Annotated in this window: 14 protein-coding genes; 7 read left to right on the top strand and 7 right to left on the bottom strand. The window is 74.6% G+C overall.

The annotated features are described in order from the left end of the window. Nucleotides 1-21 precede the first annotated feature (21 nt). Together SNOUR_RS33025 and SNOUR_RS33020 are read right to left on the bottom strand one after the other, a co-directional pair. A complete protein-coding gene (locus SNOUR_RS33025) occupies nt 22-951 on the bottom strand; it encodes a DUF8829 domain-containing protein (RefSeq protein ID WP_067354406.1) in 930 nt (309 codons plus the stop codon). A 174-nt stretch (nt 952-1,125) separates the two neighbouring features. After that, nucleotides 1,126-3,150 carry an acetoacetate--CoA ligase gene (locus SNOUR_RS33020; protein ID WP_067354403.1) on the bottom strand — a complete coding sequence of 675 codons (2,025 nt, stop codon included), beginning with the start codon at nt 3,148-3,150 and terminating at the stop codon, nt 1,126-1,128. A 331-nt stretch (nt 3,151-3,481) separates the two neighbouring features. On the opposite strand from SNOUR_RS33020, the gene SNOUR_RS33015 reads away from it, so the two are divergent. The 5 genes from SNOUR_RS33015 to glpK all read left to right on the top strand — a co-directional run bounded on the left by SNOUR_RS33015 (nt 3,482) and on the right by glpK (nt 11,284). After that, nucleotides 3,482-5,905, top strand: coding sequence for a glycoside hydrolase family 31 protein (locus SNOUR_RS33015; RefSeq protein WP_067354401.1), 2,424 nt, complete (start codon nt 3,482-3,484; stop codon nt 5,903-5,905). A 95-nt stretch (nt 5,906-6,000) separates the two neighbouring features. Further along, nucleotides 6,001-6,843, top strand: a complete 843-nt coding sequence (locus SNOUR_RS33010; RefSeq protein WP_079143005.1) for a M15 family metallopeptidase — start codon at nt 6,001-6,003, stop codon at nt 6,841-6,843. Between the two features lie 106 nt (nt 6,844-6,949). Further along, complete coding sequence (locus tag SNOUR_RS33005) at nt 6,950-8,677, top strand: bifunctional diguanylate cyclase/phosphodiesterase (RefSeq protein ID WP_067354398.1); 1,728 nt, start codon at nt 6,950-6,952, stop codon at nt 8,675-8,677. Nucleotides 8,678-8,884: 207 nt separating this feature from the next. Further along, entirely contained in the window at nt 8,885-9,652 is a 768-nt protein-coding gene (locus SNOUR_RS33000) for an MIP/aquaporin family protein (RefSeq protein ID WP_067354395.1), read from the top strand. Between the two features lie 81 nt (nt 9,653-9,733). After that, nucleotides 9,734-11,284, top strand: coding sequence for a glycerol kinase GlpK (gene glpK / locus SNOUR_RS32995; RefSeq protein WP_067354394.1), 1,551 nt, complete (start codon nt 9,734-9,736; stop codon nt 11,282-11,284). Between the two features lie 148 nt (nt 11,285-11,432). Here glpK and SNOUR_RS32990 read toward each other — a convergent pair whose 3' ends face one another. The 5 genes from SNOUR_RS32990 to SNOUR_RS32970 form a co-directional block, all read right to left on the bottom strand. Then, nucleotides 11,433-12,044 (bottom strand): GTP-binding protein, encoded by a 612-nt coding sequence (locus tag SNOUR_RS32990; protein ID WP_067354391.1) that lies wholly within the window; start codon nt 12,042-12,044, stop codon nt 11,433-11,435. A 206-nt stretch (nt 12,045-12,250) separates the two neighbouring features. Continuing rightward, nucleotides 12,251-13,120: an alpha/beta fold hydrolase gene (locus tag SNOUR_RS32985; protein WP_067354389.1), complete on the bottom strand. Its 870-nt coding sequence runs from the start codon at nt 13,118-13,120 to the stop codon at nt 12,251-12,253. A 204-nt stretch (nt 13,121-13,324) separates the two neighbouring features. Continuing rightward, nucleotides 13,325-13,738 carry a DUF742 domain-containing protein gene (locus SNOUR_RS32980; protein ID WP_067354385.1) on the bottom strand — a complete coding sequence of 138 codons (414 nt, stop codon included), beginning with the start codon at nt 13,736-13,738 and terminating at the stop codon, nt 13,325-13,327. 30 nt (nt 13,739-13,768) lie between these two features. Beyond that, nucleotides 13,769-14,194 (bottom strand): roadblock/LC7 domain-containing protein, encoded by a 426-nt coding sequence (locus tag SNOUR_RS32975; protein WP_067354382.1) that lies wholly within the window; start codon nt 14,192-14,194, stop codon nt 13,769-13,771. Continuing rightward, nucleotides 14,191-16,872 (bottom strand): sensor histidine kinase, encoded by a 2,682-nt coding sequence (locus tag SNOUR_RS32970; protein WP_067354379.1) that lies wholly within the window; start codon nt 16,870-16,872, stop codon nt 14,191-14,193. The genes SNOUR_RS32975 and SNOUR_RS32970 overlap by 4 nt, the downstream gene beginning before the upstream one ends. A gap of 364 nt (nt 16,873-17,236) precedes the next feature. Here SNOUR_RS32970 and SNOUR_RS32965 point away from each other — a divergent pair, with 364 nt between their 5' ends. Both SNOUR_RS32965 and SNOUR_RS32960 read left to right on the top strand, forming a co-directional pair. After that, on the top strand, nt 17,237-17,620 hold the full coding sequence (locus tag SNOUR_RS32965; RefSeq protein WP_067358977.1) for a hypothetical protein: 384 nt from the start codon (nt 17,237-17,239) through the stop codon (nt 17,618-17,620). Between the two features lie 194 nt (nt 17,621-17,814). Continuing rightward, nucleotides 17,815-18,618: an IclR family transcriptional regulator gene (locus SNOUR_RS32960; protein ID WP_067354376.1), complete on the top strand. Its 804-nt coding sequence runs from the start codon at nt 17,815-17,817 to the stop codon at nt 18,616-18,618. Nucleotides 18,619-18,660 lie beyond the last annotated feature (42 nt).

The raw sequence follows: 18,660 nt of genomic DNA, 5'->3' as shown, positions 1-18,660 counted from the left end.
GGTGCGGGGCCCGGGTGGTGGTCAGGGATGGCAGTGCGGGCCGGGTGGGGGTGGGAGGGGGAGGCCGGGGGCGTAGTCGACGCGGTGCTCGGGCGGGATGGGTTCGTCGGTCTCGGGGTCGGTGCAGTAGGCGTCGAAGATCTCGGCGGCGCTGATCGGGTCGGGCCAGGCGTCGCGCAGGCGCCAGCCGCGGACGGTGGCGGGGGTGGGTTCGGCGGGGGTGCCGGTGGGGCCGTCGGTCGGTGTGGTGCGGCAGACGAGGGCGCCGGTGGCGGGTTGGGCGAGGGCGGCGGCGAGGACCGTGCAGAAGACGAGCGTTTCGGATTCGGGGAGTTGGGGCGGGCCGCCGTCGGGGGTGCCGGTGATGTGCAGATAGGCGCGGAGGGAGTCGCCGGCGTCGGGGAGGGTGCAGACGAGGTGGTGGGTGCCGTCGCCGAGTGCGGTGAGGAGGTGTTGGAGGGCGGTGGTGGCGCGGGTGAAGGCGGCGTGGGCGAGGTCGTGGCCGCACTCGGCGCAGCGGCCGGCGCGGGCCAGGAGGGTGGTGGCGCGGTCCCAGGACGCGCGGCGGGCGGCTTCCTCGGTGAGTAACGGCAGGAGGCGGTCGAGGGGGGTGCCGTCGTAGGCGAGGGAGGCGCCGGTGCAGGCGACGGCGGCGGTGTAGCGGCTGCGGCTGCCGGGGTCGTCGGGGTCGAGGCCGTGGTCGGCGCAGTAGCCGGCGAAGGCGGTCGGGTCGAAGAGGCAGAGGGTGGTGTGCACGCCCTGGGCGGCGAGGGTGCGCAGCAGGGTCTCCAACTGCTGGAGGTAGCGCCGGTGGTCGTCGAAGGGGAAGGTGCGGTAGCGGCGCATGGCGGCGAAGTCCCGGGCGTCGGCGAGGACGGCGGCGGTGCTGGGGACGTCGCGGCGGAGCGGGTGGCCGGCGGGGTGGCGGGCGGGTCGGGTGGTGGGTGTCATGGCTCCCCCTCGGTGTGGGCCCTGGGCGGGCGTCACTGGTCGGTCAACAACTGTCACCGAGAGTAATCGAGGGGTCTGACAACGGCGGTGCGGTGCCGGTCGGGACGGTGGGAGGGCCGTGCGGAGGGGGTGGTCCGGCGCCGGGGCGGTGGTGCCGTCGGCGCCGGGCCGGGGTCACTTGGCGCGGTCGGCGGCGATCCGCTCGTAGAAGCGGAGGAGTTCGAGGTTGTCGACGGAGCCGGGGTTGACGGCCTTTTCGAGGGGGGTGCCGGCCAGGAGGCGCTTGATCGGGACCTCGATGCGCTTGCCGGTGAGGGTGTGCGGGACGCCGGGGGCTTCGATGATCTCGTCGGGGACGTGGCGCGGGGAGAGTTGTTCGCGGATGGTCCGCTTGATGCGGTCGCGCAGGGCGTCGTCGAGGGTGGCGCCGGGGGCGAGGTGGACGAAGAGGGGCATCCAGTAGCCGCCGTCGGGGAGTTCGAGGCCGATCACGAGGGATTCGCGGATCTCGGGGAGGCGTTCGACGGCCTCGTAGATGTCGGCGGAGCCCATCCGGACGCCCTGGCGGTTGAGGGTGGAGTCGGAGCGGCCGTGGATGACGACGCTGCCGCGGGTGGTGAGGGTGATCCAGTCGCCGTGCCGCCAGACGCCGGGGTACATGTCGAAGTAGCTGTCGTGGTAGCGGGTGCCGTCGGGGTCGTTCCAGAAGCGGGTGGGCATGGACGGCATGGGCTCGGTGACGACCAGTTCGCCGACCTCGTCGAGGACGGGCCTGCCCTGGGGGTCCCATGCCTGGAGGTCGGTGCCGAGGCAGGCGGCCTGGAGTTCGCCGATGTGGACGGGGAGGGTGGGGACGGCGCCGGCGAAGCAGCTGCAGACGTCGGTGCCGCCGCTGACCGAGGCGACCCACAGGTCGGCGCCGCTCTCCGCGAAGCTGTCGTGCAGCCAGCGGAAGCCGTCGGGCGGGAGCGGGGAGCCGGTGGTGGCGACGCAGGTGACGGTGGAGAGGTCGAGGTCGCGGGCGGGGTGCAGGCCGGCCTTGCGGCAGGCCATGACGTAGGCGGCGGAGGTGCCGAGGACGGTGGTGCGGGTGGCGGCGGCGACCTGCCACTGGGCGGCGGTGTCGGGGTGGCCGGGGCTGCCGTCGTAGAGGACGATCGTGGATCCGGCGAGGAGGCCGCCGACGAGGAAGTTCCACATCATCCAGCCGGTGGAGGTGTACCAGAAGAAGCGGTCGTCGGGGCCGAGGTCGCAGTGCAGGCCGGTCTGCTTGAGGTGTTCGAGGAGGATGCCGCCCTGGGACTGGACGATGGCCTTGGGGAGGCCAGTGGTGCCGGAGGAGTACAGGACCCACAGCGGGTGGTCGAAGGGGACCTGTTCGAAGACCGGTTCGGTGTGCTCCGAGGTCAGGTCGGACCAGTTCAGGGCGCCTTCGGGGGCGGGGGTGCCGAGCAGGGGGACGTGGACGACGGCGCGCAGGGTGGGGAGTTCGGCGCGGAGTTCGGCGACGGTGTCGCGGCGGTCGTGTTCCTTGCCGCCGTAGCGGTAGCCGTCGACGGTGAACAGGACGACCGGTTCGACCTGCTGGAAGCGGTCCAGGACGCTGCGGGCGCCGAAGTCGGGGGCGCAGGAGGTCCAGACGGCGCCGACCGCGGCGGTGGCGAGGAGGGCGACCACGGCCTGCGGGATGTTGGGGAGGTAGCCGCTGACGCGGTCGCCGGGGCGGACGCCGAGGCGGCGGAGGGCGGCGGCCAGTGAGCCGACCTGGGCGCGGAGTTCGGCCCAGGTGACGGGGTCGGGTTCCTGGCGCTCGTCGACGTGGAGGAGTGCGGGGGTGTCGGCGCGGGCGGGGTCCTCGGCGGCGCGCAGGGCGTGTTCGGCGTAGTTGAGGGTGGCACCGGGGAACCAGCGGGCGCCGGGCATCGTGCGGTCGGCGAGGACGGTGTCGTAGGGGGTGCCGAAGCGGACGTCGAACCATTCGGCGACGGCCTGCCAGAAGGTGGGGAGCTGGTCGACGGACCAGTGGTGCAGGGCGGCGTAGTCGGCCGCGGGGTCGCCGGGGGTGGGGGCGGGTGCGCCGTGGTGGGTGGCGGCCCAGGCGTGGAAGCGGGTGACCTGTGCGCCGGCGATCCGGTCCGGTCCGGGCTGCCAGAGGGGTTCCGGTGCCGGTTGGGCGGTGGAGTGCGGTGCGGTGGTCATGATGCGGCTCCTGGCAGGTACGCGTCGTGGGCGTCGGCCGCGCACCGTGGTGGGGGTCCCCCGACGGTGCGCGTGGTCGGCTTGTCTGGACGATGCCATGTGATCGACTCGTGCACCAGGGTGGATCTGCACATTCGGGAGTGGTGTGGGACTCCATGTGCGGGCCGCGCGTTGCGGGGCGGGGCCGGGCCGTGGGGTGGTGCGGTGGGGAGGTTTCCGGCCGTCGGGCGGCGGTGGTGGGGGCCGGGGAGGTGGCCGGGACGGCCGTGCGCAGGTGAACGGCAGTTGAACGGTTCCCGCCCGAGGGGTCGTCAGTGGCAGGCTGACCGGCATGGACGGGCGTGATCTGGTGCGGTCGGTACGGATGGTCAGGGCGGTCGGGCCGGCGCAGGGGCTGCGGTCCGTGCGTGCGGCGTGGCGCCGGAGCAGAGCGGATGCGCGGGCGTTGCCTCCGCGGGGTGCGGAGCGGGCGCGGGTGCCGGGTGAGGCGCGGGATGCGGAGCCGTTGCCGGGTGGCGGGGTGATCCGTTTCGCGCGGTCGTCGTTGCGGGTGCGGGTCGCGGCGGGCGGTGCGGTGTTCTGCGGGTGGGACGGGGCCGGGCCGGAGCCGTCGTACGCGCTGGCCGGGGAGTGCCCGGCGGTGGATCCGCGGGTGGTGCTGGAGCCGGATACCGAGGGCGGCTGGCGGATCGTCTCGGAGCGGGTGCTGGTGGTGGTGTCGCGGTTCGGGGCGGTGGAGGTGCGGACGCCGGGTGGCGCGAAGCTGCGGCGTGAGCTGCCGCCGCGCTGGTGGGAGCGGGTGGCGGAGGGCGCGGACGGTGGTCCGGAGGGGGACGGCCGGTGCGCGGGGGCGGGGGCGGCGCGGTGGGTGCAGCGGTCGGAGGTGGCGGCGGACGCGCGGTTCTTCGGGCTGGGCGGCCGGTCGGCGGGGCCGCGGCTGCGGGACGGGGTGTACCGGCTGTGGAACACCGATCCGGGCGGTGCGTTCGGGCCCGGGGACGATCCGCTGTACCTGACGATGCCGGTGCAGCTGGTGGTGGCGGACGCGGGGACGCACCTGGTGTTCCACGACAACTCCTGGGACGGCCGGGTGACGTTGCACGAGGGCGTGGAGGGCGCCGGTTCGGGGCACGACCGGCCGGGCACCTGTGAGCTGCGGATGGACGGCGGGCCGCTGCGCTACTGGGTGGTGGCGGGGACGCCGGCGCGGGTGTTGTTGGGGTGGACGGCACTGACGGGTGCGCCGGCGCTGCCGCCCCGTTGGGCGCTGGGGTACCAGCACGCCCGGTGGGGGTTCGGCGGTGCGGACGAGGTGCGGCGGGTGGTGGCGGGCTATCGGGAGCGGGGGTTGCCGCTGTCGGCGGTCCATCTGGACATCGACCACTACGACGGGCACCGGGTGTTCACGGTGGACCGCGAGCGGTATCCGGATCTTCCGGGGTTGGCCGGTGAGTTGCGGGCCGAGGGGGTGCGGCTGGTGTCGATCGTGGATCCGGCGGTGAAGGCGGAGCCGGGGAACACGGTGTACGACGGCGGGGTGGCGGTGGACGCCTTCGTGCGGGACACCCGGGGGGAGGTGGTGCGGGGGGTGGTGTGGCCGGGCGAGTCGGTGTATCCGGATTTCACCGACGCGCGGGTGCGCAAGTGGTGGGGGGCGCTGTACGCGGAGCGGCTGGCGCAGGGGTTCGCCGGGGTGTGGCACGACATGAACGAGCCGGTGTCGTTCGCGGCGTTCGGGGAGTCGACGCTGCCCCGGTCGGCGCGGCACGCCCTGGAGGGGTGCGGTGGCGACCATCGGGAGGCGCACAACGTCTACGGGTTGGCGATGGCGCAGGCGGCCTACGAGGGGCTGTGCGAACTGCGGCCCGGGGAGCGGCCGTTCCTGTTCTCCCGGTCGGGCTGGGCGGGGCTCCAGCGGTACGGGGGGACGTGGTCGGGGGACGTGGCCACCGGGTGGCCGGGGCTGCGGGCGTCGTTGTCGCTGGTGCTGGGGCTGGGGCTGTGCGGGGTGCCGTACAGCGGGCCGGATGTGGGCGGGTTCTCGGGGGTGCCGTCGCCGGAGTTGTATCTGCGGTGGTTCCAGCTGGGGGCGTATCTGCCGTTGTTCCGTACGCATTCGGCGCTCTGGGCGGGGCGGCGGGAGCCGTGGGAGTTCGGGGCGGAGGTGTTGGAGCATGCCCGGGCGGCGCTGCGGGAGCGGGTGCGGCTGCTGCCGTACTTCGTGACGCTGGGGCAGTTGGCGCGGCTGTCGGGGGCGCCGTATGTGCGTCCGGTGTGGTGGAGCACGCCGCGGGACCGGGCGCTGCGGGACTGCGAGGACGCGTTCCTGTTGGGGGACGCGCTGCTGGTGGCGCCGATAGTGGAGGCGGGGGCGGTGCGGCGGGCGGTGCGGCTGCCACGCGGCCGGTGGTACGACACCGCGACCGGGCGGGCGTACGACGGGCCGGGCCGGGTGTGGGTGGACGCGCCGCTGTCCCGTATTCCGGTGTTGGCGCGGGCCGGTGCGGTGTTGCCGGTGGCGGGGGCGGACGGTGCGACGGAGTTGGAGGTGTGGGCGCCGGCGGCGGGGCGTACGGGCGGGGGGCTGGTGGTGCCGGACTGCGGGGACGGCTGGCGGCGGCCGGAGGTGGAGCGGTTCGTCTCCCGGTGGGAGGGCGACCGGGTGGTGGTGGAGCGGCGGGACGGGGGTCCGGCGGGGTATCCGGTGCGGGTGCGGGGGCTGGCCGGGGAGGAGGCGGGCCCGGCGGCCGGGTAACGGGGCGGCGGGGCGGGCCCGTTGAGCGGGTCGGTGCTATACGGGTGGACGGCGGGGGTTCCCCCGTGCCCGCCCCGCCTGGTAGACGAGGGTCCATGCCGAGACTTGCTGCCGCCTGGCGCGGCCTGGCCGCCGCTGCCGCCGCCCTGTTGACCGTCACCCTCGTCCCGTCCAGTGCGGTGGCGGGGCCCGTCGCCGCGCCGTCGTCGCATCACGCCGGTGCCGACGACCCCAGGGCACCGAAGGAGTTCGTGGCGCTGCGGGACGTCGATCCCACGATCATCCAGGAGATCCGGTACGCCACTCCGCACGATTTCATGGGCGTACCGGTGACGGGATATCGCGAGCCGCTGTGCATACTCACCCGGGACGCGGCGCGGGCGTTGCACCGGGCGCAGGTCGCTTTCCTGCGGCGCGGCTATTCCCTGAAGGTGTACGACTGCTATCGCCCGCAGCGGGCGGTGGATCACTTCGTGGCGTGGGCGAAGGATCTGTCCGACCAGCGGATGAAGGCGGAATTCTATCCGCGGGTGGACAAGTCGGTGCTGTTCCGGGACGGGTACATCGCGGAGAAGTCCGGGCACAGCAGGGGCAGTACGGTCGATCTGACGCTGGTCCGGCTGCCGGCGGTGCCGACCCGGCCGTATGTGCCCGGGGAACCGTTGACGTCGTGCTTCGGGCCGAGGGCGAGCCGTTTCCCGGACAACTCCCTGGACATGGGGACGGGTTTCGACTGTTTCGACACTCTCGCGCACACGCTGGATCCGCGGATCAAGGGGAAGCAGCGGGCGCACCGCATGCTGTTGAAGGAGGGACTGGAGCGGGCGGGCTTTGTGAACTACGCCGACGAGTGGTGGCATTACACCTTTTCGCCGGAGACGTTTCCGGACACCTATTTCGATTTCCCGGTGGCGCGGAGTTCGCTGGTACGGCGCTGAAGCGGAAACGGCGCGGCGGCCTGCGTGGCCGTACGCTCCGGAAGGGTGCGTGAACAGTGCGTGAACGAGGCTCCGCGGGTGCCCGGGGAGCGGCATCCTGCTGCTCGTGCCTGCCTGGACGGACCAGCTCCGCTTCGCTTTCCAGCCCGTGGTGAACCTCGCGACCGGCTCGGTCGCCGCGCTGGAGCCGCTCGCCAGACCCGAGGACGGCGAGGTCGACGTGCTCACCCGCGCCCGCCACTCCCCCGATCTGGACGTCGAGTTGGCCGCGCTCGCGGTCCGGGCCGCGGCGGAGCAGGAGACGCTGCTGCCGCTGCACATCAACGTGTTCGCGGCGACCGTCGCGCGGCGCCCGGAGGTGACGCCGCTGGGCAAGGCGGTGCGGGAGGCGGGGCGGCGGCCGTGGGAGATCACCCTGGATCTGGTCGGGCCGTTCGCCCAGGTCCCCGAGCGGGAGCTGCTGGCGGCGGTGGCGGGGCTGCGGGACGAGGGGTACCGGATCTGCGCGGACGGGGTCGGGGACGGCGACCTGCCGCTCCGGCTGCTGGGTGAACTGTCCCCGGATCTGGTCAAGTTGGACGGTTCGCTGTGTGTGCGGCTGGAGCGCGACCCGGGGCGGCAGGCGGCGGTGGCCGCGATGCGGCAGCTGTGCGAGCGGGTGGGCGGGCTGCTGGCGATCGAGGGGGTGGAGACCGAGGGGCAGTACGCGGCGGTGCGGGCGGCCGGGGTGCAGCTGGCCCAGGGGCATCTGTTCGCGCCGCCGGCGCGGCGGGTGGTGACGGAGGTGTTCGTGCCGGCCTCGCATCCGCCGCCGGCGAGCGGTCGGCGGGTCCCGGACCGGCCGCCGTCGGGGCCGCCGGTGGCGCAGTTCCTCCAGCCCGCGGCGCTGCTGCCGATGGACGCGTCGGCGGGCGCGGTGCGCAGTCATCTGACCGGCTTCCCCGAGGTGTCGGGGGTGCTGTTGGTGGACGCGGACGGGGTGCCGGTGCGGGCGATCGACCGGGATCGCTTCCTGCTGTCCCTGTCCGGGCGGTACGGGCACGCGCTGTACGCGGATCGGCCGGCGCTGCGGCTGGCGGACCGGCCGCGGACGGTGGGCGCGGACGCCACCGCCTGGCAGGTGCTGGACATGATCGCCGACGGGGAGCGGGACCGTACCGGCGACGACGTGGCGGTGGTGGACGAGCGCGGCCGCTGCATCGGGGTGGTGCACCTCGCCGACATCCTGCGGGCGCTGGCCGAGAGCCGGGTGGAGGAGGCGGCCCGGCTCAATCCGCTGACCCGGCTGCCGGGTTCGGACGCGGTCAACGGCGAGGTGGACCGGCGGGTCGGCGAGGGCCGGGAGTTCGCCCTGAGCTGGCTGGACGTGGACGGTTTCAAGCAGGTCAACGACGGTGCCGGGTTCGCGGCGGGGGACGAGCTGATCCGGTCGGTGGGGCGGACGCTGGCGGAGGTGGCGGCGGGCGAGCCGACCAGCCGGGTGGGGCACATCGGCGGGGACGACTTCCTGGTGCTGACCGAGCCGGACGGGCTGGAGCCGTTCGCCGAGGCGCTGTTGGACGTGGGCTGGTCGGCGGGTGAGATGCAGGTGACGCTGTCGCTGGCGACGGTGGTCTGTCCGCCCGGTGGCGTCACCGGGCACGGGCCGGCGGCGGCCGCGCTGGCGCCGTTGAAGAAGGCCGCCAAGGACCTGCCGGGGGCGAGCTGGGTGGTCGGGCAGCTGGGGTCGGAGCGTACGGAGGTGCGGCGGGGGGAGCGCGCGCGGGTCCCGGAGCCGGCGGGGGCGCCGGAGGGGGCGGACGCGGGGCAGGAGGGCGCGGGGGCCCGCGGCTGACTCTCGGCCTCCGTTTCGCGCCGCACGGTGCGCCGCTGCCGCGAACGTCAACTCCCTTTGTGTACACGCGCTTGACGCTCCCTCAGCCACGGAGAACACTTCCGGGTGCCGGTCGCCGGATGCCCGCGGGCACCGCCGTACTCAGGCATGGCACGCATCCTGCACGGAGGACCGGGGCCCGCCCCGGGCAACGGCCGAGGAGCCGCCATGTACACCAATGGGGACATCGTCGTCGGTGAGGTGATCGGTACCGCGCTCCTGATCCTGTTCGGGTCCGGGGTGTGCGCCGCCGTCACCCTGCACCATTCGAAGGCCAGGGGCGCGGGCTGGGTGGTGATCGCCTTCGGCTGGGGCCTGGGCGTGCTGGCCGGCGCCTACACCGCGGCACCGCTGTCCGGCGGGCACCTGAACCCGGCGGTGACGCTGGGCTCGGCGGTGGCCGGCGGCACCCCGTGGGCGAAGGTGCCGCTGTACGTGCTGGCGCAGCTGGTGGGCGCGGTGCTCGGGGCGGTGCTGGCCTGGGCGCTGTACTTCGCGCAGTTCGCCGCCAATGCCGAGCCGGGCAGGGCCCAGCCGACGCTGGGGGTCTTCGCCACCGCGCCGGAGATCCGCCGGCCGGGCGCCAACCTCGTCACCGAGGTCATCGCCACCGTCGGGCTGGTGCTGCCGCTGCTGTTCTTCGGCCGCAACCAGGGCATCGGGATCGGCCAGGTGCCGGGCGCGCGGGCGGGCGTCTACGGCTCCGGGATCAACGTCCTGCTGGTGGCGCTGCTCGTGGTCGGCATCGGGCTGTCGCTCGGCGGTCCCACCGGCTACGCCATCAACCCCGCCCGCGACCTCGGCCCGCGGATCGCGCACGCGCTGCTGCCGATCCCCAACAAGGGTTCGTCGGACTGGGGTTACGCCTGGATCCCGGTGGCCGGGCCGCTGCTCGGCGCGGTGCTGTCGGGGCTGGTGTACACGGCGGTGTTCTGACGGCGGGCGGCGCCAGAGCGGGCGGCGCCAGGGCGGACCGCAATCGGCCGGTACCGGCCATGACTTCGGGAGGCGGGACGGATGACCAGCCAGCACACCGGGACGGACGGCGCAGCCGGGACGTATGTCGCCGCGATCGACCAGGGCACCACGTCGAGCCGCTGCATCGTCTTCGACCGCGCCGGCGCGGTGGTCGCCGTCGACCAGCGCGAGCACCGCCAGATCTTCCCCAGACCCGGCTGGGTGGAGCACGACGCCACCGAGATCTGGGCCAAGGTGCAGGACGTGGTGGCGGGTGCGCTGGCCCGGGCGGGGCTGCGGGCCGACCAGCTGAGCGCGCTGGGCATCACCAACCAGCGGGAGACCACGGTGCTGTGGGACCGGGCCACCGGTCGGCCGGTGCACCACGCCGTGGTCTGGCAGGACACCCGTACCGACCGGCTGTGCGCCGAGTTGGGCGGGGCGGCCGGCCAGGACCGCTTCCGGGAGACCACCGGGCTGCCGCTGGCGAGCTACTTCTCCGGGCCGAAGGCGGCCTGGCTGCTGGACGAGGTGCCGGGGCTGCGGGCGCGCGCCGAGCGCGGCGAGATCGCGTTCGGCACCGTCGACTCCTGGTTGATCTGGAACCTGACCGGCGGCACCGACGGCGGGGTGCACGTCACGGACGTCACCAACGCCAGCCGCACCCTGCTGATGGGCCTGACGACCCTCCAGTGGGATCCGGCGATCCTCTCCGCGATGCGGATACCGGAGGCGATGCTGCCGGAGATCAGGTCGTCGGCCGAGGTGTACGGCACGGCGGTCGGGCCGTTGGCGGGCGTCCCGGTGGCGTCGGCGCTGGGGGATCAGCAGGCGGCGGTCTTCGGGCAGACGTGCTACGGCGTCGGGGAGGCCAAGAACACCTACGGCACCGGCTCGTTCCTGCTGCTGAACACCGGCCACCGGCCGGTGGTGTCGAAGCACGGGCTGCTGACGACCCTGGGCTACCAGCTCGGCGGGGAGGCGCCCGTCTACTGCCTGGAGGGCTCGATCGCCATCACGGGCGCGCTGGTGCAGTGGTTCCGCGACCAGCTCGGGCTGATCGGGTCCGCGGCCGAGATCGAGGAGCTGGCGGCGAGCGTGCCGGACAACGGCGGCGCCTATGTCGTTCCCGCGTTCTCGGGGCTGTTCGCGCCGTACTGGCGGGCCGACGCGCGCGGGGTGATCACCGGGCTGACCGGCTACGTCACCAAGGCGCACCTGGCCCGGGCGGTGCTGGAGGCGACCAGTTGGCAGACCCGTGAGGTGGTGGACGCGATGTACCAGGACTCGGGGGTGCGGATCACCCGGCTGAAGGCCGACGGCGGGATGACCGCCAACAATCTGCTGATGCAGCATCAGGCGGATGTGCTGGGCGTGCCGGTGATCCGCCCGGTCGTCCCGGAGACGACGTGCCTGGGCGCCGCGTACGCGGCCGGGCTCGCCACCGGGGTCTGGCAGGACCTGGACGAACTGCGCTCCCACTGGCAGCCCGACACCGAGTGGACGCCGCAGTTGGCCGCGGCGGACCGCGAGCGCGAGTACGGCAACTGGCGCCGGGCGGTGGAGCGGAGCTTCGGCTGGCTGGCGGCGGACGGCGGCGCCGCGTCCTGACGTCGGCGGGCCCCGAAAGCGTACGGCCCGTACCCCGGGCGGCGGGGTACGGGCCGTACTTCCGCGCCCCGTCAGGGAAGCGCGGGTCCGGGTGGCACGGCCCGGGACCGCGCGGCGCTGCGCGGGCGCGGTCCGGGGGCGGCGCCGGTCAGGGCAGGGCGGGCTCCCGCTGCTGGGCGCCGCGCCGCATCGCGTGCTCGACGACGGCGACCAGCACGTCCCGCGCGGAGTCCCGCACCCGGGCGTCGCACAGCATCACCGGGACGGCGCCGTCGAGGTCCAGGGCGTCCCGGACGGCCTCGGCGGGGTAGCGGTCGGCGCCCTCGAAGCAGTTGACGGCGACGACGAAGGGCAGGCCACGGCGCTCGAAGTAGTCGATGGCGGCGAAGCTGTCCGCCAGGCGGCGGGTGTCGGCGAGCACGACCGCGCCGAGCGCGCCGCGGGCCAACTCGTCCCACAGGAACCAGAAGCGGTCCTGTCCCGGGGTGCCGAAGAGGTACAGGACCAGTTCGTCGCGGACCGTGATCCGGCCGAAGTCCATGGCGACGGTGGTGGTGGACTTGGCCTCGACGCCGTGGAGGTCGTCGATCGGGCGGCCGGCCTCGGTCAACCGCTCCTCGGTCCGCAGCGGCCGGATCTCGCTGACCGCGCCCACCAGGGTGGTCTTGCCGACGCCGAAGCCGCCCGCGACCAGGATCTTGAGCGTCACCGGTTCGGCCGGGGCGGGCCGGGGACGGCGCTCAGAACGCCCGAAGACCATGGGTTTCCTTCTCCTGGTTGCCGGGGATGCGGGGCGCACGGGGGCAGCGCGAGATGTCCCGAGCGCGGGGCGGCCGTCGCTGACGGCGGTCGCCAGTGCACCGTACAACGTGCTCCGTACGGCGCCCACTTGAGGTCCACCCCGATCGCGCGGGCTGCCGGGCCAAGGCCGCCAACCGTCCCAAAAGGACCGCGAGGGCGGGCGGATCAGCCCTGTCGGTGGGCGGCGAGGTGGTCGAGGATCTTGGGCGTGACCAGTGCCGGGACCTCTTCGGGCAGCCAGTGGCTGGCGCCCTCCAGGGCCTCGAAGCGGTAGGGACCGTCCACCCACTCCCCCGTCGACTCGGCCGCGCCGCGCCCCAGGGCGATGTCCTCGCTGCCCCACAGGAAGAGGGTGGGCACCGCGATCCGCCCGGCCGGGACGGAGATCACCGCCTCGGGGGCGCGGTACCAGTTGAGGGTCGCGGTCAGCGCGCCGGGCTCGGAGAGCCGCCGGACGTTGGCCTCGACCAGCTCCGCGGGGACCTTGCCGCCGTAGACGGCGCGCAGCCGGGCCGCCGCGTCGGCGAGCAGGGCGGACTCGGCGGCGCCGTCCGGGCGGCGGAAGAAGCGGACGTAGTCCAGCCGGTGGTGCTGTTCGGGGTCGTCGGCGGCGGCGCGGTCGAGCGCCTCGGGGTGCGGGGTGGCGAGGACGGTCAGTGACGCCAGCCGCTCGGGGTGGGCACTGGCCAGCGCCCAGGCGACCATGCCGCCCCAGTCGTGGGAGACGACGTGGCAGCGCTCGGCGCCCAGGGCGTCGACGAAGGCGAGGGCGTCGGCGACGAGTTCGGGGACGGCGTAGTCGGCGATCCGCGGCGGGCGGGCGTCCGGGGAGTAGCCGCGCTGGTCGACGGCGACCGCGCGGTACCCGGCGGCGCCCAGGGCGGGCAGCACCTCGCTCCAGGAGTCGGCGAACTCGGGCCAGCCGTGCAGCAGCAGGACGACCTCGCCGTCGGCGGGGCCGCAGGACAGGGCGTCGAAGGTGTGGGGTCCCGCGGTGATCCGCAGGGGTTGGAGGGGGGTGGCGTCGGCGGCCATGGCGGCGGGCTCCTCGGTTCCGGGTGCCGGCCACGGCACGGGGCACGCGGTGGCGGCCGGCGCGGGACGGCACATGATCGACGGCAACCGTAGTCCGCCGCCGAGCGCGCGCTCGACAGGGGGGGGCGGAAGCGGAGTCGGGGGTGCCGCCCGCCCGGGGCGGGGCGGGCGGCGGGGCGGTGCGCGGCGGCGTCCGCCGGGTCGTCACAGCGCGCGCAGGCCGTCGATGACCTCGCGCAGCACCTCTTCGTCCGGCAGCTCGGCCGGCGGCACCGGGCGGGTCACATGGACCAGCCCGGCGTCCAGCAGATCACCGATGAGGACCCGGACCACGCCGACCGGCAGGTCGAACTCGGCCGCCAGCTCGGCGACCGACTGCGGCGCCGCCCGGCACAGCTCGACGATGTCCACCTGCTCCGGGGACAGCGTCTGGTCGGCGATCGGCCCGTCGGCGCGGCTCTCGGCGATCACCAGCGCGATCAGGTCCAGCCGCCCCTCGGCGGCCGTCCGGGTGCGCCCGCGCGTCATCGCGTACGGGCGGACGACCGGGCCCGCGTCGTCGTCGAACCAACGGGCCGGTTGCCGCTCCGGTGCCGGCCCGCCCTCCTGATCGGTCATGGCGTCACCGTAGTCGTACTCGGCCGGCGGTCAGGACCGGGGCGCGGTGCCCAGGTGCGTGCCGACGCGCTTGACGAGCAGGGTCATCTCGTAGGCGATCAGCCCGACGTCGGAGTCGGCGTCGGCGAGGACCGCCAGGCAGCTGCCGTCGCCGGCCGCGCTGACGAACAGGAACGCGTCGTCGAGCTCGATCAGGGTCTGCCGGACCCCGCCGGCCTTGAAGTGCCGGCCGACGCCCTTGGCGAGGCTGTGGAAGCCGGAGGCGACCGCGGCCAGGTGCTCGCTGTCCTCGCGGGTGAGGTCCTTGGAGGCGCCGGTGGGCAGGCCGTCGCTGGAGAGGATCAGTGCCTTGCGGATGCTGCCGACCCGCTCGACCAGCTCGTCCAGGAGCCAGTTCAACTCCCCGGATCCGTGCGGCGATGCTGCGGTGGAAGCGGATGCCTTCGGTGCGGTCATGGACCGTCCTCTCCCGATGTGGTTCGTGGTGGTGCGGTTGCGCTCCCGGGGGCGCCCTGTGGGGTGCCCGGGTCCGGAGGTGTGGGGGTGTGCGGGGTTTCACCGTTCTCCCGGCGGCCGCGCTGCCAGCCACGCTGGAGCGAGGCCATGCGGGCCCGGACCGCCTCCGCGTCGCGGTCGTCCTCGGCCGGGGCGGCCGGCCGGTCCGCCGGCGGCTCGGCGCCCTGGTCGGACTTGAGCTGCGGGGCGAGGCTGGCCTGGCGCACCCGGCGGGGCAGTCCCTTGGCGGTGGTGGCCGGGGCCGCGGGGGCGTCGTCGGCGGGGGTCCGGTCGGGGGTGTGCTGCCCGGCGGCCGGGCCTGCGACGGGCTCGGGGCGCGGCTCGCCGCCGGGGTCGTCCGGTGTCCGGGTACCGTCCACGGTCCGGCCGTGGTCGGAGACCAGGACCGGTGTGCGGGAGCGGCGCGGCAGCGGGGCGAGGTGGCCGTTCGGCGCCTGGTCGCCGGCCTGCTGGTGCTGTTCGCCGGACGGGACGAGGGCGGGCTTCGGGACGGCCCTGGGGCCGTGCGGCGCGGCGTCCGGTGCGGCCGGGTCGGCCTGCGACACGGGTGCCGCCGGTTCGACGGGGCCGGCGAGGGCCCCGCGCCCGGTGCGCCGGGCGAGCGGCACCGGGACCTGGGCGAGCGGGTCGAGAGGGATGTCCTCGGCGTGCTCGGCGTGTTCGGCGTGCTCGGGGTCGGCCGCGGCGTCGTCGGCGGCCGGCCCGGTGTCGCGGGCGCCCTCGCCGGTGTCGGTGAGGATCGCGCCGGGGACGAGGACCACCGCGGTGGTGCCGCCGTACGGCGAGGGCTGGAGGGTGACCCGGACGCCCTGTCGCTGGGCGAGCCGGCTGACGACGAACAGTCCCAGCCGGTCGGTGTCGGACAGTTCGAACTCGGGGGTCTCGGCGAGCCGGAGGTTGGCGTCCAGCAACTGGTCGGGGGCCATGCCCAGGCCGCGGTCGTGGATCTCCAGGGTGTAGCCGTGGGAGACCCGCTCGCCCAGCACCTGGACGGCGGTGTGCGGCGGGGAGAAGACGGTGGCGTTCTCCAGGAGTTCGGCGATCAGGTGGGTGAGGTCGGAGACCGCGGGGCCGTCCACGGCGAGCCGGGGCAGCCGGCGGACCTCGATGCGCTCGTAGTCCTCGACCTCGGCGACCGCCGCGCGCACCACGTCCATCAGCTGGACCGGCTTGCGCCACTGCCGGGAGGGGGCCGCGCCGGAGAGGATGACCAGGCCCTCGGCGTGCCGGCGCATGCGGGTCGTCATGTGGTCGAGCCGGAACAGGTCGGCGAGTTCGTCGGTGTCCTCGGTGCGCCGTTCCATGGCGTCCAGGAGCGTCAGTTGGCGGTGCAGCAGGACCTGGCTGCGCCGGGCGAGGTTGACGAACACCTCGGAGACGCCGCGGCGCATGTCGGCCTGTTTGACGGCGGCTTCGACGGCGGCCCGTTGGAGGGTGTTGAGCGCCTGGCCGACCTGGCCGGTCTCCTCCGGGCCGAACTCCAGGCGGGGCGCCTCGGTCTCCACGTCGACGTGTTCGCCGGCCGCCAACCGGCGCATCACGCTGGGCAGTCGGACGCCGGAGACCTCGTGGGCGGTCTTGCGGAGCCGGGTCAGGTCCCGGACGTGCCGGCGGCCGATCCGCAGCGAGACGATGACCGAGACCAGCAGCGCGACGAAGCCGAGGACGCCGGTGGCGACGGCCTTGAGGACGATCCGGGTGGCGATCGGCGCGACCCGCTGCTGGTAGCGCTCGCCGGCGTCCTTGCCCATCCGGCCGAGGTCGCCGAGGAGCTTCTCCGCCGCGGTGTTCCAGCGGTCGGCGTTGACCGTGCGGGCGGCGGTCGCGGGGTCGGCGGCGATCACCCGGTCCTCGTAGGAGGTCAGTTCGCGGGCGCCGGCGGAGCGCCAGTAGTCCTCGTAGACACCGCGGTCGGTGGCCGGCAGCAGCGGCAGGTTGGTGCTGTAGAGGATGCGGCGCTCGGCGACCCGGTCGGAGAGGGCGCGCTGGTCGCGCTTGTCGATGCTGCCGGAGGTGAGGATCGCGGACATCAGCGCGTCCTCGCGGGAGAACGCCTCGCGGGCGCGGGTGATGTTGACCAGGGCGCGGCCCTGCTTGTCCATCTCGACGTTCTCCAGCGAATGGAGGGCGGCGAGCAGGTCGTAGCCGGGGTCGACCATGGCGTTGTAGGACTCCATGGCCTCGTCGCGGCCGACCTGGTTGTCCTCGACCTGGCTGCGCAGGGCGTCCAGGCCGTCCAGGCCCTTGACGAGGTCGGTGACCCGGCCGGCGGCCGGGCCGGCGAGGTCCGAGCGGACGTCCGCGGCGTCCACCTCGTCGTGGAGCCGGGCCACGGCGTCGTCGGTGGCCCGGGTCTGGCCGCGGAGTTCGTTGAGGGCGTTGGCGCCGCGGCGGTCGGCGAGGTAGGTCAGGCTCTGGCGGCGTTCGCGCTGGAGGGCCTGGATGACGTCCTCGACCGGATAGCCCAGGCTGCGGACGACGGTGCCGACGTCGAGGAGCTGGTTGGCCTCGCGGCCGGTGACGTAGGTGGTGACGCTCCACATCAGCGTCAGGGACACCAGCGGCACGAGCAGCAGCGCCACGATCTTCCGGCGGACCGACCTCCCGCGAAAGCGCATGGCCTCCCCTACGTCAACCCCGGCGGACGGGGGCGGTGTTCCGTCAACAGCGGCGCGAGCCTACTACTGTCGGGGGAACGTTCCGAGGCCCGGCGGCGCGGCGGGGGATGCGGGTGGGGCGGGATCGTCACGAGTTGTCCGGCGATGCCCGGAGGGCCTGCCGGCGAGTGTGGCCATGGCCACCCGGGCGCGCGACCCGTGCCGACCCTGCGGGGCGCTTCCGCGCACCCCGGTGTGTGGCGCCGGAGGGGGACGCGGAGTGGACAGGAGCCCGCTCCGTGTGGCATGTATCCGATGAAACCCGGGCAGCCACCGAGGAGTCGGGCGGCCCCGGGTGCGGGGAGAGTGCGGGGAGAGTGACGCGATGGACGGCGACAGGCGTCCCTTGTGGCAGGTGGAGCCGACGGCTCGGCGCCGGATGGCCGATCCGGTGCGGACGGCCGCGGTGCGCGCCGTCATCATCGTGGCGGTCACCCTGATCCAGGCCATGGTGGCCTTCCTGTGCACGCTGGCGGGGTCCTGGTTCGCGTTCCCCGCGGTCCTCTCGACGGTCGCCAGCACGATCGTCGCCACGTGGGCGGTGCTGGACGTCTGGGTGACGCGCCAGGTCTGGGTCCAGCGGCACGGGGTGCGGTCCGAGCCGAGCAGCACCGCCCGGGAGTTGCGCCGGGAGCGCCGGGAGGCCCGCCGGCAGGAGCGTCGGCGGCCACCGGAGGGGCCGTCGCGGACGGACCGCGCGGCGGCCTGACGGGCCGCTGGGCGTGCGGGCGACGCCCTGTCGCCCCGGGCACCGATCGGTATCATCACGTTGTGAATTGCGCATCACATCGCACGATGCGCAACAGAGATCCAGGCCGGGCAGCGCCCCGTCGAGGGCTTCCCTCCCGGCGAACGGCCCCGAGGCGGGTCCGTCGGGGGCAACGGGTGGTGAGGCGAAGAGCCATGGCGAACACGACAGATGCGGCGGAGCGGCACGCCGAGGAGCGGCGCGGGGCGGGTTCCGTCCAGTCCGTGGACCGCGCGGTGAGCGTGCTGGAGAGCCTGGCCCGGCTGGGCGAGGCCGGGGTGACCGAACTCGCCGACGAACTGGGCGTGCACAAGTCGACGGCGTTCCGGATCCTGGGCGTCCTGGAGAACCGCGGCCTGGTCGAGCAGGAGCGGGAGCGCGGGAAGTACTTCCTGGGCGCCGGGGTGCTGCGGCTGGCCGGCGCGGCGGCGATCCGGCTGGACATCTCGCAGGAGGGCCAGCCGGTGTGCCGGGCGCTGGCCGACGAGACCGGGGAGACCGCCAACATCGCGGTGCTGGACGGCGATGCCGCGGTCAACATCATGCAGGCCCGGGGCTCCGCCGCGGTGACCGCGCACAACTGGCTGGGCCGCCGTACCCCGCTGCACGCCACCGCTAGCGGCAAGGTCCTGCTGGCCCACCTGCCCCGGGAGCGCCGGGAGGCACTGCTGGGCCGCAAGCTGCCGCGGTTCACCGGCGACACCCTGACCGCCCCGGCCGCCGTCCGGGAGCAGCTGGCCGCCGCCCGCGAGGACGGATTCGCCTGCACCACCGAGGAGTTCGAGACCGGGCTGAACGCCGTCGCGGCGCCCGTCCACTCCTACGACGGGACGGTCATCGGGGCGATCGGGGTCTCCGGGCCGGCCTACCGGATGGCCCGGGAACACCTCCCGGAGCTGGCGAAGGCCGCGGTGAAGGCCGCGGCCGAGCTCTCCCGCCGCATGGGGTACGGCGGCTGAGCCCGGGCGCGGTGGCCGCCCCGCCCGTGCGGCCGGGGCGGC

The organism is Streptomyces noursei ATCC 11455, assembly GCF_001704275.1.
Taxonomy (GTDB): domain Bacteria; phylum Actinomycetota; class Actinomycetes; order Streptomycetales; family Streptomycetaceae; genus Streptomyces; species Streptomyces noursei.
Note: the sequence above shows the minus strand (reverse complement) of the source record. Positions and strands in the feature narration are given on the sequence as shown.

Bases quoted from the DNA above. Each gene is read 5' to 3' on its own strand.
- SNOUR_RS32975 (WP_067354382.1), bottom strand. From the start codon at position 14,194: ATGACCGCACCGAAGGCATCCGCTTCCACCGCAGCATCGCCGCACGGA.
- SNOUR_RS32985 (WP_067354389.1), bottom strand. From the start codon at position 13,120: ATGGCCGCCGACGCCACCCCCCTCCAACCCCTGCGGATCACCGCGGGA.
- SNOUR_RS33000 (WP_067354395.1), top strand. From the start codon at position 8,885: ATGTACACCAATGGGGACATCGTCGTCGGTGAGGTGATCGGTACCGCG.
- SNOUR_RS32960 (WP_067354376.1), top strand. From the start codon at position 17,815: ATGGCGAACACGACAGATGCGGCGGAGCGGCACGCCGAGGAGCGGCGC.
- SNOUR_RS32980 (WP_067354385.1), bottom strand. From the start codon at position 13,738: ATGACCGATCAGGAGGGCGGGCCGGCACCGGAGCGGCAACCGGCCCGT.
- SNOUR_RS32990 (WP_067354391.1), bottom strand. From the start codon at position 12,044: ATGGTCTTCGGGCGTTCTGAGCGCCGTCCCCGGCCCGCCCCGGCCGAA.
- SNOUR_RS33025 (WP_067354406.1), bottom strand. From the start codon at position 951: ATGACACCCACCACCCGACCCGCCCGCCACCCCGCCGGCCACCCGCTC.
- SNOUR_RS32970 (WP_067354379.1), bottom strand. From the start codon at position 16,872: ATGCGCTTTCGCGGGAGGTCGGTCCGCCGGAAGATCGTGGCGCTGCTG.
- SNOUR_RS32965 (WP_067358977.1), top strand. From the start codon at position 17,237: ATGGACGGCGACAGGCGTCCCTTGTGGCAGGTGGAGCCGACGGCTCGG.
- glpK (WP_067354394.1), top strand. From the start codon at position 9,734: ATGACCAGCCAGCACACCGGGACGGACGGCGCAGCCGGGACGTATGTC.
- SNOUR_RS33015 (WP_067354401.1), top strand. From the start codon at position 3,482: ATGGACGGGCGTGATCTGGTGCGGTCGGTACGGATGGTCAGGGCGGTC.
- SNOUR_RS33010 (WP_079143005.1), top strand. From the start codon at position 6,001: ATGCCGAGACTTGCTGCCGCCTGGCGCGGCCTGGCCGCCGCTGCCGCC.
- SNOUR_RS33020 (WP_067354403.1), bottom strand. From the start codon at position 3,150: ATGACCACCGCACCGCACTCCACCGCCCAACCGGCACCGGAACCCCTC.